Annotated in this window: 12 protein-coding genes and 1 pseudogene; 10 read left to right on the top strand and 3 right to left on the bottom strand. The window is 38.5% G+C overall.

Features of this window, described 5'->3' with window-relative positions; all coding sequences use genetic code 11:
- Window positions 1-34: 34 nt before the first annotated feature.
- Complete coding sequence (locus AC3WLU_RS24355; protein WP_492598067.1) at window positions 35-229, bottom strand: hypothetical protein; 195 nt, start codon at window positions 227-229, stop codon at window positions 35-37.
- 371 nt (window positions 230-600) lie between these two features.
- On the opposite strand from AC3WLU_RS24355, the gene AC3WLU_RS24350 reads away from it, so the two are divergent.
- The 10 genes from AC3WLU_RS24350 (at window position 601) to hlpB (ending at window position 12,052) form a co-directional block, all read left to right on the top strand.
- On the top strand, window positions 601-1,119 hold the full coding sequence (locus AC3WLU_RS24350) for a mismatch-specific DNA-glycosylase (protein ID WP_283928564.1): 519 nt from the start codon (window positions 601-603) through the stop codon (window positions 1,117-1,119).
- Window positions 1,120-1,875: 756 nt separating this feature from the next.
- A complete protein-coding gene (locus AC3WLU_RS24345; protein WP_492598076.1) occupies window positions 1,876-2,889 on the top strand; it encodes a glycoside hydrolase family 15 protein in 1,014 nt (337 codons plus the stop codon).
- A gap of 246 nt (window positions 2,890-3,135) precedes the next feature.
- Window positions 3,136-5,076, top strand: coding sequence for a 1,4-alpha-glucan branching protein GlgB (gene glgB / locus AC3WLU_RS24340; RefSeq protein ID WP_492598066.1), 1,941 nt, complete (start codon window positions 3,136-3,138; stop codon window positions 5,074-5,076).
- The gene (locus AC3WLU_RS24335; protein ID WP_057277564.1) at window positions 5,076-6,242 is read left to right on the top strand and encodes a glucose-1-phosphate adenylyltransferase; all 1,167 of its coding nucleotides are present in this window, start codon (window positions 5,076-5,078) and stop codon (window positions 6,240-6,242) included. Before glgB ends, AC3WLU_RS24335 begins: the two co-directional genes overlap by 1 nt.
- A 17-nt stretch (window positions 6,243-6,259) precedes the next feature.
- Complete coding sequence (gene glgD / locus AC3WLU_RS24330) at window positions 6,260-7,366, top strand: glucose-1-phosphate adenylyltransferase subunit GlgD (protein ID WP_492598065.1); 1,107 nt, start codon at window positions 6,260-6,262, stop codon at window positions 7,364-7,366.
- Between the two features lie 23 nt (window positions 7,367-7,389).
- Complete coding sequence (gene glgA, locus AC3WLU_RS24325) at window positions 7,390-8,826, top strand: glycogen synthase GlgA (RefSeq protein ID WP_492598064.1); 1,437 nt, start codon at window positions 7,390-7,392, stop codon at window positions 8,824-8,826.
- 126 nt (window positions 8,827-8,952) lie between these two features.
- Window positions 8,953-10,458 (top strand): cardiolipin synthase, encoded by a 1,506-nt coding sequence (gene cls, locus AC3WLU_RS24320; protein ID WP_278089112.1) that lies wholly within the window; start codon window positions 8,953-8,955, stop codon window positions 10,456-10,458.
- A gap of 75 nt (window positions 10,459-10,533) precedes the next feature.
- Window positions 10,534-11,289 carry an exodeoxyribonuclease III gene (locus tag AC3WLU_RS24315; RefSeq protein ID WP_492598063.1) on the top strand — a complete coding sequence of 252 codons (756 nt, stop codon included), beginning with the start codon at window positions 10,534-10,536 and terminating at the stop codon, window positions 11,287-11,289.
- Between the two features lie 63 nt (window positions 11,290-11,352).
- A complete protein-coding gene (locus tag AC3WLU_RS24310; protein ID WP_034306917.1) occupies window positions 11,353-11,757 on the top strand; it encodes a hypothetical protein in 405 nt (134 codons plus the stop codon).
- A 16-nt stretch (window positions 11,758-11,773) separates the two neighbouring features.
- Window positions 11,774-12,052, top strand: coding sequence for an HNH nuclease-like protein HlpB (gene hlpB / locus AC3WLU_RS24305; protein WP_413004082.1), 279 nt, complete (start codon window positions 11,774-11,776; stop codon window positions 12,050-12,052).
- Between the two features lie 139 nt (window positions 12,053-12,191).
- On the opposite strand, the gene AC3WLU_RS24300 is transcribed toward hlpB, so the two are convergent.
- Both AC3WLU_RS24300 and AC3WLU_RS24295 read right to left on the bottom strand, forming a co-directional pair.
- A complete protein-coding gene (locus AC3WLU_RS24300) occupies window positions 12,192-12,410 on the bottom strand; it encodes a transposase (RefSeq protein ID WP_082854623.1) in 219 nt (72 codons plus the stop codon).
- Between the two features lie 286 nt (window positions 12,411-12,696).
- A pseudogene (locus AC3WLU_RS24295) lies at window positions 12,697-13,090 on the bottom strand (transposase); the annotation flags it as partial.
- Window positions 13,091-13,464 lie beyond the last annotated feature (374 nt).

Genomic DNA, 13,464 nt, shown 5'->3' with positions numbered 1-13,464 from the left:
AATAGGAGGAACTATTTCTTTTACTCTATCGAATTTAAATCCCTGCCTGTTTGGATATCGGCATTTGATTGATGGAGGCTAATTCAGCGTCCAAAAATTCCCGTGATTTCCACCAGAAATAACGGGTCTTTCGCTTGTCTTGGTTTCCCCAATAACCCTCCCCGTGCCTACAATTGGTCTTCAAATCATTACTAGAAAATGAATGGGCAAATTGAATGCACTCAGCCATATTCTTAATGTCCTTTAGCTTTCTGTCATTTCCGACGATGAGTACATGAAAAAAAATCGCGGATATCCTTTAATTTAAATCCCTGCAAGCTTTGAAAAGCATGCAGGTTTTTGCTTTATGCCGGGACATCGGAAAAACCGGTTTATTCCTTGGAAAAAAATCTTTACCTCCACTATGGTATCCTATTCATATCAAATGTCTGGCAGTGTGTCCAGTGAAGGCGAACATAATGTTTTAGGAGAAATAGGTCTTCTAAATACAATTTGTCAGGTATGCACCCATACTATGGAGCCGTCACCGTTCAAAAGGTAGTTAAATATTTTTCAGTTTTGTACAATGATTAAATAGCAAATTTGAAAAGGAGTTTTAATATGGAAGGCATCTCTGATCATTTAAAGGGAAATTTGGATATTTTGTTCGTAGGTTTCAATCCAAGCATTCGTTCAGGTGAGACTGGTCATCATTATGCGAATCCAAATAATCGCTTTTGGAAAATCCTCTTCGAGTCCGGGCTGACACCAAGGAAATATGAACCGACTGAAGACTCGTCATTGCTGGATTTAGGTTATGGTTTTACCAATATCGTTTCCAGGCCTACAAAAGGAGCGGACGATATCACTAAAGAAGAGTACATAAAAGGAAGGAAACAATTAAAAAGGAAAATAAAAAAGTATAAACCTAAACTTGTCTGTTTTGTAGGAAAGGGTGTCTATCAGGAATATCGTCAATTACGAAAAATCTCATGGGGGCTGCAAGAAGAAACCACATCCAATGAGACCATGGAATTCGTTGCCCCTTCTTCCAGCGGTTTAGTTAGAATGCCGATAAGTGAGATCATCGAAATATATAGTGAGTTGCCCATTCTGCTTCGCCAGCTGAAAAGCAATTGAAGAAACTTATTAAAACAACGGTGAAATTATACGAGTCAGGATAATGCTAAAATGGAAAAGCGGTGGCTTTTCCGAGGTCAATGATGGTGAATTATTGCCAAGGAGTAAAGAATTGTATACCTATTTTATGGGATACCTAAGTATCGGTTTTGCTAACAGGCTCGCTCATACCTAGAATCGTTCTTTTGGCGTTGCTTAGTAATAATGCGCAGATTCCTGAATAGGGCATCGATTGGCTAAAGCATCAGCAAGTAGCCTTAATGGCGGCGCTTTTTGCATATAGAACAGGTCTTTTCACTTTAGGATAATGGGTTGGATTTGGCCGAATCTTTTTACAGCTTTCCTGGCTGCCGTTTTTACGAGAAGACGATTGGCTACGGTTATGATTGGCTTGCTTTCCTTGATGAAATTACTAAATTTCTTTTAATGATTACTAAACATTTTAATGATAGGCCGATATAACCAGTAATGGATTGCCATTACTGGTTTTTCATTTCCCAAGAACATATTTCATAAACCGCACCTTTTTGAGTTCGTTCATTACGGTTAGGCAAATGACGCTTTTTAATGAACATTGGAAGCTTGATTATCAAAATGGCCAGTGATTACATAAACTAGGTTGAATGTACTTCTGAATGGTCGTTTTGGTTAGCAGAAATGAAAGCGCTTCTAAATGAAAATGAAACAACCAACGTTTAGAAAACGGGAGTCTGTCTACAATGGGAATAAGCAAATAACTATGGAGGTGTTCAATTGATGAATGTTAATGGTGCCCTAGAGGTTCTTGATCGCATGCGGCTTCCTAATGGTGCATATACTGCAAGCGTTTCCGAAGATTATAATTATGTCTGGATAAGGGATGTCGTTTATACAGTAATACCTTTTATAAATGATCCGTCCAATCGTTACGAAAAAGCATATCATGCTTTATTCGACTTATTTCAAACCTATGAGTGGAAGATAGATATTCATACGGTGCAGAAACCCCAGTTTCTATTTGAACATATCCATGCAAGGTATTCCACTGAGCTAAAAGAACTGCCCGATGAGTGGGGGCATGCCCAAAATGATGCGGTAGGTGCCTTTTTATGGGGTGTCGGTGAAGGATATAGGCATGGTAAAAAGGTGATAAGAAACCAACGTGATTTAGAAATTGTCCAAAAGCTGGTCAATTACTTGGAATGCCTGCAATATTGGCAGTCGGAAGATAACGGGATGTGGGAAGAAAATATAGAAATCCACGCTTCAAGCATAGGTGCATGTGTTGCTGGATTGAATTCAGTCAAAATGCTGGTAAACGTCAAGGAAGAACTGATTAAAAAGGGAGAAGAAACACTTCGTTTCCTGCTTCCAAGGGAAAGTTATTCAAAAGAGACGGATTTAGCCCTTTTATCGTTGATTTATCCGTATCGGCTGGTAGACCGTGAAATAGCACTTGAAATATTGAAGAATGTCACAGAAAGACTAGAAAGAACAAATGGTTGCATTAGATATGAGAAGGACCTTTATTATAATGACGGTCAAGAAGCGGAATGGTGTTTCGGGCTTCCATGGTTGGGCTTATGCTACCTTGAACTTGGCATGATGAACAAAGTTAATGAATATATAGATAAAACAAAAATGATCATTCCGGAAAATTGGGAAGTTCCTGAGTTATATATTGGAGGCAGTAATATACCAAACGGGAATACTCCTTTGGCATGGTCAGTCTCATTATCCTATTTATTCTTGACGAAGACTTCCATGATTCGAAATGAACAAATAACATGAAGCATTCATACTGGATTCCTTAAAGCTCTTCCCAAAAAAAGGGAAGAGTTTTTCTTGGTATAATAATATTTTTACAATAAATGTCTTTTTTCTTTAAAAAAGTGTTTAAATTTACAAAAAATCGGCTATTTATAACAATAACTTCACCTCCATTTGAAGGATTAATATCATTTTCATCGAATATATATAATAACTGGGGAAGGATGGGTAAAATACTATCGAGTTAATACTGATGGAGGGGTTTTATTGAGTACAATTATTGACCAGCTACAAGAGATTTATCCAAGCGATTTCGATTTGTATTTGTTTCATGAAGGCACCCTTTATGAAAGCTATAAAATGCTTGGTGCACACATTGTGACAACATTAGGTAATGAAGGAGTACGCTTCACCGTTTGGGCCCCCCATGCCAAGCAAGTTTCAGTAGTCGGTAATTTTAATAATTGGGACGGAAAAGATCATGTGATGAAACGGATCGAGCGTTCAGGTATCTGGGTGTTGTTCGTACCAGGATTACAAGAAGGGGAACTTTATAAATATGAAATACATACACCCGGAAATAAACGTATCCTAAAAGCCGATCCATATGCCTTTTATTCGGAGGTCAGACCAAATACTGCTTCGGTCATTAAAAGGCTGGATAATTTTGAATGGCAAGATTCGAAGTGGATAGCCGATAGGAAAAAGGAAAATATTTATCAAAAACCCATGTCCATTTATGAAGTGCACCCAGGAACATGGAAACAGAAAGAAGATGGTGAATTTTATTCGTACCGTGAATTGGCTGATAGATTAGTTGAATATGTGATTGATAATAGTTTTACACATATTGAAATCATGGCCATAATGGAACACCCTTTTGATAAATCGTGGGGATACCAGGTCACAGGTTATTATTCCGTAAACAGTCGGTACGGTTCACCGGAAGATTTTAAATATTTAATTAACCTTTGCCACCAAAAGGGCATAGGTGTAATCCTTGACTGGGTTCCCGCCCATTTTTGTAAAGACGCGCATGGACTTTCCCGTTTTGATGGTACGCCTCTCTATGAACCAATTGATTACACGAGAGCAGATCGCCCGTTATGGGGGACATACAACTTTGATTTTACTAAACCAGAAGTAATAAGTTTCCTTATATCAAATGTAATGTTTTGGATGGATGTATACCATATTGATGGGGTCCGTGTCGATGCGGTATCGTCAATGGTTTACTTGAATCATGATAATCCATTGCCGGTCAAGCTGAAAAACCAGTTTGGCGGTGAGGAAAACCTTGAAGCCATACAATTTTTACAAAAACTTAACGAAGTGGTTTTTAAGAAATATCCCAATGCATTAATGATGGCTGAAGAAGCGACAGACCGGCCACTTATCACTTCACCTACCGATATAGGCGGCCTGGGCTTTAATTACAAATGGAATATGGGATGGACTAACGATATCCTTCGTTATATGAAACTTGAAACAAATGAAAGGCCATATCATCATAACCTTTTAACATTTTCATTTTTCTATGCTTTTTCAGAAAATTTCGTCTTGCCCTTTTCACATGATGAAGTGGTTCATGGCAAGAAGTCATTATTAAATAAAATGCCAGGTGACTATTGGCAGAAGTTTGCAAATTTACGGTTACTTTTTGGGTATTTCATGACGCATCCTGGGAAGAAGCTTCTCTTTATGGGAGGAGAATTTGGCCAATTCATAGAATGGAAAGATGAGGAACAATTGGATTGGTTGCTTTTGGAATATGAATCCCACGAAAAGATGGCATATTACTTCCGTACCCTTCAGGACTTTTACAGCCAAACTTCCTCCCTTTGGAGACTGGATCATGTCCAGGAAGGTTTTGAATGGATCGATCCGAACAATAGTGAACAAAGTATCATCACCTTTATGAGAAAAGGTAAACGCAAAGGCGATTATTGCATTGTTGTCTGTAATTTTTCTGCACAGGCTCATGCTCACTATCAAATAGGTGTACCATCGCAAGGCAAATATATTGAAGTTTTCAGCAGTGATTCAGCAGCTTTCGGAGGATCGGGTCAGATCAATGAAGAACCCATTAATGTCAAAAAGATACCATACCATAATCAACCATACAGCATGGAAATAACTGTACCTCCATTAGGCATTTCTATTTTTATGAAGCAAACAAAAAAAAGACGGGGGAGAGTGACCGAATAATGGGAGCGAAAAAATGGATAGCAATGTTATTGGCAGGAGGCCAGGGTTCAAGGTTAGGCGAATTGACAATTGGTTTGGCAAAACCAGCTGTTCCCTTTGGCGGTAAATATAGAATCATCGATTTTCCATTAAGTAACTGCACTCATTCTGGTATAGATACGGTTGGGGTACTGACCCAATACCAGCCATTGATTCTAAATGATTATGTTGGTAATGGCAAAGCTTGGGACCTTGATTTGGATGTTGGCGGAGTTTCCGTACTTCCCCCTTATCAAGGGAAAGAAGGCGGTGAATGGTATAAAGGGACGGCAAATGCTGTTTATCAAAATATCCAATACATTGATAACTATGATCCGGAACATGTACTGATTCTCTCTGGTGACCATATTTATAAGATGGACTACAGTAAGATGCTGGATTATCACATTGAAAAAAATGCAGAGGCAACAATAGCGGTCATTCAAGTGCCGTGGCAGGAAGCAAGTCGTTTCGGAATCATGAATACTAATGATGATGATAAAGTCACACAATTTGACGAAAAACCAAAATACCCAAAAAGTAATCTTGCTTCCATGGGAGTTTACCTTTTCAATTGGAAAACCCTAAGACGGTATTTAATCAATGATGAAAAAGACGAAAATTCTTCCAATGATTTTGGCAGCAACATCATTCCAAAAATGCTTGAAGATCGAAAAAAGCTATATGCCTACCGTTTTAATGATTATTGGAAAGATGTTGGAACGGTCGAAAGTCTTTGGCAGGCACATATGGACTTATTGGAGGATACGCCAAATTTCCAGTTGAATGATCAGCAATGGAAAATTTTTGCCCGTAATGCAAATCATCCACCGCAATATATATCACCGGATGCCGAGGTCAGTCAGTCGCTTATCAATGAAGGATGCATGATACATGGGAACATTGAACATTCGGTTTTATCCTATAATGTACAGGTGGGCTATGGTTCAACCATAAAAGATTCAGTCATCATGCCTAATGTCACGATTGGTAAAAACGTTCATATAGAAAGAAGCATCATAGCCAGTAATTGTGTTATAGAAGATGGTGCCGTAGTTGGCAATTCAGCGGTGACATCCGATATTACCTTAATTGGTGAAAATCAGACCATTATCAATCCAAACAAAAAAAAGATCACTCTTAACTAGAAAAAGGGGAAGATGCTATGGAAAATGTGTTGGGTATTATAAACTTAATCAATGAAAGACAACATTTAAAAGAACTGACTGCTCACCGTAATGTAGCATCTGTGCCATTTGGTGGACGCTACCGTTTGATTGACTTTACTATGTCGAATCTCATTAATGCAGATGTATCAAAAGTAGCCGTTTTCCCAAAAGAAAAGTATCTTTCAGTTATGGATCATCTTGGCTCAGGTAAAGAATGGAACTTGGATCGGCGTTCAGGAGGCTTATACATCTTGCCCCCTATCCATCCGGATGAAACGGTAACAGGCGATATGAAGCAATTTTATGATCATCTCAGCTTTTTCGAACGTGCAGAGGCAGATACTGTCATCATTTCCCCAGGAAGCCATGTATGCAAATTGGATTTTAATGAAGTGCTTGATTATCACAAAAAACATAAAGCGGATATCACGGTGGTATATAAGGATTATGTAGGGGAATTGATTGAAAAACCAATCTATCACACCTGCTCGGTAGATTCGGATGAAGACATAACTGACATTAGCTTTTATACAATCCCTAGACCTGGTGACCATGTTTGTCTAGAAACTTTCATCATAAGTAAATCGCTATTGGTGAATTTGATCAAAAGCTGTGTTGACAGTGGGGAATATGACTTTTTGAAAGACGCTGTGAAAGCAAATCTTCATCGTTTTACCGTAAAAGGCTATAACTTTACAGGTGATATGCCATTCATCCATTCGATTGAAAGCTTTCATGCCAGTAATATGAATTTCCTGAACCCTTCGGTAATCCGTTCTTTCTTCGGGGATACTTGGGATGTTTATACGAAAATCAAACATGAGGCACCGACCAAATATTCAAGTTCTTCGAAGGTTACCAACTCATTGATAGCCAACGGTTGTGATATTGAAGGAATTGTCGAAAACAGTATACTCTTCCGTGGGGTAAAGGTGAAAAAGGGTGCGATAGTAAGAAATAGCATCATCATGCAAAAAGGCGTGATTGAAGAAGGAGCCATCGTTGAAAATATCATAACTGATAAAGAAGTGAGAGTTACTAGTGAAAAATCAGTCATTGGTTTAAAACAGCCTACTGTAATAAAAAAAGCGGAAGTAATTTAATAGAGGATAGAGGAGGTGCGGCAATGAATGTTGTATTTGCTGCTTCAGAATGCGCCCCTTTTATAAAAACGGGAGGGCTCGGAGACGTTATAGGCGCGCTCCCGAAAGCGCTGAAAAAACAGGGAGTCCATGTAAGTGTCATCCTACCTAAATACGGGGATCTTCCTAACCAATTCAAACAGGAATTGGAACATATGACGAGTATAGAAGTTCCTGTTGGCTGGCGCCAGCAATTTTGTGGCATCGAAAAACTTGTTGCTAACGGAATTACATATTATTTTCTGGATAATGAATATTATTTCAAAAGGCATGGTAGTTATGGTTTCTTCGATGATGGCGAAAGGTTCGCCTTCTTTTCCCGTGCCATTTTAGAGGCATTACCCTATTTGGAAGAAAAACCGGATGTTATACACTGCCATGATTGGCAAACGGGCCTTGTCAGCGTTTTGATGAAAGCCCATTATCATAACCATCCATTCTATCAGGATATTAAAACGATATTTACGATACATAATTTACGCTATCAAGGAGTTTATCCTAAGGTTGTATTAGCTGAATTACTCGATTTGAGTGAGTTATATTTTAATATCGATGGTCTTGAATTTCATGGGAATGTAAGTTATTTGAAAGCCGGCCTGGCTTTTTCTAGCATTGTCACAACGGTAAGCCCAAGTTATGCGGAAGAAATTCAGATACCTTATTTCGGGGAAAATCTGGATGGGTTTTTACGTAAGAGAAAAGGTGAACTTAAAGGTATTATCAACGGAATCGATTATGAGGAATATAATCCTGCAGCAGATGAACATCTTGCTGTTCCATTCGATTCTTATGAGGGTAAGATGGAGAATAAACGTCAGCTACAGGAATCGCTGGGTCTTCCTGTCAATGATGACGTCCCGGTTTTATCAATGGTAACGAGGCTTGTTGATCAAAAAGGAATAGATCTTGTTCTCCATGTTTTTCATGAAATGATGAAACAAGGAGTTCAATTCATTCTTTTAGGTACGGGTGAAGAGCAATATGAATCGGCATTTCGTCATTTAGCTGACCAATATCCAAATCAGGTTTCAGTCCATACATATTTTGATGAGGGGTTAGCAAGAAGGATATATGCAGGTTCTGATTTATTCCTGATGCCATCACAATTCGAACCATGTGGTATCGGCCAACTCTTGGCACTGCGTTATGGTACACTGCCTTTAGTGAGGGAAACTGGCGGACTTCGTGATACGGTCATACCGTATAACCAATTTACTGGTGAAGGCAATGGCTTCAGTTTTACGAATTATAATGCACACGATATGCTCCATACAATTGAGCAATCTGTTGGCCTGTACAAATTCCAGCCGAAAAGATGGAGGAAAATGGCCGAAAATGCAATGAAGTTAGACTTCAGTTGGACATCATCGTCATTAAAGTATATGGAGCTGTATGAAAGTTTGATTCCTGTCATGAAGTGATAACTAGATAGGTAATACACAAAGCACTTGCGAACATGGTTTTCGTAAGTGTTTTGTTTCTTTTACCATCAAATATGGGTATATGATATTTATATATAAAATATTGCTGTGTAGGAGAATGAAAAGATGAAAAGAAGAAGGATGGAAATTGTATTTTTATTTATATTAATTGCTTCAGTTTATATGATCCTGTTCACTTCAGTTAGCTTCGACGTGAAGCTATTTTTTATTGGATTATATATTTTGGTCATGTTTATCACCCTATTTTCACTAATGCTCGAAAATAGATTTGCCCACGAGACACTTTTATGGATGTATGTGCTTTTGTTTTTCCCGGTATTTGGATATGTATTTTATCTATTCTCAGGTCAGCTCTATTTAAAGGGGTATTTATTCCGAAGTAAAAGGAAAAAAGATCGAGAAGAATGGAAGAGTCTTGTTACACGGGTATCCTCTCCAGATTTATCGTTCTTGAATGATCATCAGAAATCATTCGCAGCTTTTGCCAAAAATGCATCTGAGACCACCATTAGTACATCATCGAAAACGGAAGTATTGAAAAATGGCAACGAAACGTTTACAGAAATCATAAAACAATTAAGAAAAGCTGAGAAATTCATCCATATTGAATACTATATTTTTCGTTCCGACAGGCTTGGTACTGAAATTATAGATATCCTTATTGAAAAAGCAAAAAATGGTGTGGAGGTTTTATTCATTTTTGATGCGGCAGGAAGTTTAAGCCTCTCAAATAATGAGGTTAAACGGATGAAAAATGCAGGGGTTAAAGCCTATCCCTTTTCGCCATTGAAACACGGTTTTTTCAATCAAAAATTTAATTTTAGGAATCACCGCAAAATCATCATCATAGATGGGGAAGTTGGCTTTGTAGGAGGTTTAAACGTAGGAGAGGAATATTTAGGCCGAAATAAAAGCATTGGTTTTTGGAGAGATACACATATGATCCTTAAAGGTGAAGCGGTATATATGCTTCATACCGTTTTCCTTTTGGATTGGGAATATGTCAGCGGCGAAGATGTATTGCAAGGACGTCCAGAATTCAAGAATAAAGTGGTACAAGGGGATGGAGCTGTCCAAGTGGTAGCGAGCGGACCTGATACACAACAGGGGATCATGAGTGACTTTTACTATTCACTTATCACGAACGCCACAAAATCAATCTGGATTGCAAGTCCATACTTCGTACCAAATCAAGCGATTAAAGCAGCAATTAAACATGCCGCAATTAAGGGGATACAAGTTAGGGTCATGGTTCCGGCAGTAAATGATGGGTTTTTAACCCAATACGGCAGTCGCTCCTATTTCGGTGAGCTGCTTCAATTCGGCGTAGAGGTATACTCGTACAAAAAAGGTTTTCTACATCAGAAACTTATTATCGTAGATGGTGATATGGCTTCCATAGGAACGGCAAATATGGATATGAGGAGTTTCCACCTGAATTTTGAAGTGAATGTCTTTCTTATGGGCAGCCGTACCATTGAAGATCTCATCACTCATTACAAAGAGGATATGATGGATAGTGACAAACTAGATCCTATCGGGTATAACAATCGTGGTTTACTGGAACGTTCAAAAGAATCATTTGCCAGATTGTTTTCGAATGTACTCTAATGGGAAAAAAAGCAGATAAATAGTATAGTTGAAATGTAAAGAAATTAATTGGCCATAAGGAGAATTTAAGAGAATATGAAATTGGTTTCCTGGAATGTAAATGGAATTAGGGCTTGTGTTAAAAAAGGATTTTTAGATTACTTTAAAGACGTGGATGCAGATATTTTCTGCCTTCAAGAAACTAAGCTTCAAGAAGGGCAGATTTCACTTGAGTTGGAAGGGTACCATCAATATTGGAATTATGCACTGAAAAAAGGATATTCAGGCACAGCCATTTTCACGAAGGAAAAACCGCTTTCAGTGAAATATGGTGTAGGAGAGCTGGATGAGGAGCCGGAAGGCAGGATCATAACACTGGAGTTCGAGAGTTTTTATATGGTGAATATTTATACCCCCAATGCAAAAAGGGATTTATCAAGATTGAATTACCGTCTCGAATGGGAAGATGAGATGATAAAATATCTTAAGGAACTGGACCTGGTGAAGCCGGTTATCTTTTGTGGTGACCTCAATGTCGCACACCAGGAAATCGACTTAAAAAACCCAAAACCCAATATAGGGAATTCCGGTTTTACAAATGAAGAACGTGGAAAGATGACTGAATTACTTGATTCAGGGTTTATCGATACATTTCGCCATTTTTATCCAGACCAGGAAGGCTCTTATACTTGGTGGTCATATATGGCAAAAGTCAGGGAGCGGAATATTGGGTGGAGAATCGATTATTTCATTGTTTCAAAACGTCTGGCGGATTCTTTAATAGAGGCAAACATTCACTGCGATGTCATGGGCAGCGATCATTGCCCGGTCGTTTTAGAAACAAACCTCTAAATGGAATAAATTCGGTTAAATGGGGATACTAATGGTTATCCATATTCAACAGGAGGTTTGATTATGAACACATTTATCGTGGGCTTTCATCAAGAAGATAATGTAGACAGCATGCAAGTGCAAAAATTGACGTCGGCTGAGTTTGAAAAAGCAACATCACGCGGATTTCGCAGATTATTTGAACTGGATACAAATATCGGTTATTTCGTATTTTTTGATGCTGAAGATGATGAGGGTGATTTATCCCATCTAGTTTTACAGTATGAAGAAGATAATCAGGATCCAAGTGATTGTTACTCCTTTACTAAAAATGATTTTTATGAGTTCATGGCACTTTATTTACAAGGGATGGATGAAGTGGAAGTGGAGGATGAAGAAGATGATGACAATGAAGAGTACGGACCAATCCATCATCTTGCCCATTTGATGTTTCATATTGTTGAAGAAGGAAAATCCGTAAAGCCATAATTGGCCGAGTAATGTAATGATAGGTACTTGTGAGCTTTGTGACAGGGATGAGATAGAACTGACCATCCATCATTTAACACCTAGAGAATTTGGCGGAAGCCATTTACCCATAGCCTATCTCTGTAAATCTTGCCACAAACAGATTCACGCACTGTATTCAAACCGAGAACTGGCCATCCGACTAAATACCTTGCTTTTGTTAAAAGATGATGAAGCATTAAAAAAATATTTAAAGTGGATTAAAAAACAACCGGTAACAAGGGCAGTGAAAATAAGAAAATCAAAAACGAAATAAAGCAAAAGGGGTTCGGAATTAAAAATTCCGAACCCCTTTTGAAATTCCCATTGAATTTTCCCCCAATGTTCAGAGATTGGGGCTCTACGAGCCCACTATGTTAGAACATTTTTGGACCTTGCCATGTCCAAATGGCCATCTACTTTAAATTAATGGCAGCCAAAGTAAGCATCGCCTGCATCGACAATTTATTAAGTCCCCTTAAAGAAGTCCAACGGATACCATGCTTTTCTTTTGCATCTGCGAATACACGCTCAATCGTTTCTTTACGTTTCGCATATATAGGTTTTACATCTTGATGATGACGCAGATGATCTGCTTCTTCCACATATGTATGCCAGATATGCCGAGTCACCACTTTTTGACCGTCTTTGCTTTCTGTTCACCGAGATAAAAATGAGCATGTTGCACAGATGTGTTTTGGGGATTTATGCTCGCGATAGCCCTATTTATTTGTTGTTGAGTACTTTAATAGCTCTCCCGAAGGGCGAAGGTAACAATCAATATATTCATCGACATAGTCCTGTTTGCGGAAGTTTGTGCGAGGATGTGTATAATGTAAAGCGGGTATGATTTCTCTCTTAAATAGGTAGCTTGTAATTCCATGGTTTTCACGATCTGGAATGATTTCTTCTTGAAGACGTTTTCTTTTCAAACTTCCGTTTATTCGCACTGGCTTTCACATGTGTGGAATCCACGAAAACGTGTTCAGCACTTATTAACTTTTTATTAGTAGCTGTCATTAAAATGCGATTGAAAATCTGTTCAAACAGGTTCTGTATCTTTAAAGCGTCGCTTATAATTTTTCCCGAACGTGGAGTAGGAGGTACTTTATCATGGAAACCATAACCTAAGAACCAACGGTAAGCCATATTTGTTTCAACTTCTTCAATCATTTTACGCATGGAACGAATACCGAAGGAATATTGAATGAAAGTCAGTTTAATTAAAATAACTGGATCAATAACTTGGGCGTCCTACTGATTACATATCTTTCACCAAGTCATAAATGAAAGTGAAGTCAATGGCAGCCTCTATTCAAGTTGATTTCGCTGAATAGAATCATGTTTAGAAAGCATCCTCATTACCTCAGGTTCTAATACTTCTATTTTAAAACAAAAATGACTCTAGGCAAAAGTGTTCTATCTAAAAGTTAAAACAAAGTTGATTGGAACGGAAGGTACGAGACTCCTGCGGGAAAAGCGTGTCCAGGGGAGACCCCGCAGGCGAAAGCCGAGGAGGCTCCCGGACCGCCCGCGGAAAGCGAGTGCCTGGAGTGGAAAGCAACGTCCAAATTGTACAAGCCATAAAAAACTGTAGACAAACTCAACTTTCATCGAGTTGAACTGCCCCGTAAATGTTAGACACCAAACTAACATTTACGGGGTGTTTTTTATGGCTAATTTTTCTGC

This window comes from Peribacillus sp. FW305-BF15, assembly GCF_058783805.1.
This window is presented reverse-complemented; position numbering and strand designations above follow the sequence as displayed.

Bases quoted from the DNA above. Each gene is read 5' to 3' on its own strand.
- glgA (WP_492598064.1), top strand. From the start codon at position 7,390: ATGAATGTTGTATTTGCTGCTTCAGAATGCGCCCCTTTTATAAAAACG.
- glgD (WP_492598065.1), top strand. From the start codon at position 6,260: ATGGAAAATGTGTTGGGTATTATAAACTTAATCAATGAAAGACAACAT.
- AC3WLU_RS24335 (WP_057277564.1), top strand. From the start codon at position 5,076: ATGGGAGCGAAAAAATGGATAGCAATGTTATTGGCAGGAGGCCAGGGT.
- AC3WLU_RS24310 (WP_034306917.1), top strand. From the start codon at position 11,353: ATGAACACATTTATCGTGGGCTTTCATCAAGAAGATAATGTAGACAGC.
- hlpB (WP_413004082.1), top strand. From the start codon at position 11,774: ATGATAGGTACTTGTGAGCTTTGTGACAGGGATGAGATAGAACTGACC.
- AC3WLU_RS24315 (WP_492598063.1), top strand. From the start codon at position 10,534: ATGAAATTGGTTTCCTGGAATGTAAATGGAATTAGGGCTTGTGTTAAA.
- AC3WLU_RS24350 (WP_283928564.1), top strand. From the start codon at position 601: ATGGAAGGCATCTCTGATCATTTAAAGGGAAATTTGGATATTTTGTTC.
- AC3WLU_RS24355 (WP_492598067.1), bottom strand. From the start codon at position 229: ATGGCTGAGTGCATTCAATTTGCCCATTCATTTTCTAGTAATGATTTG.
- AC3WLU_RS24345 (WP_492598076.1), top strand. From the start codon at position 1,876: ATGAATGTTAATGGTGCCCTAGAGGTTCTTGATCGCATGCGGCTTCCT.
- cls (WP_278089112.1), top strand. From the start codon at position 8,953: ATGAAAAGAAGAAGGATGGAAATTGTATTTTTATTTATATTAATTGCT.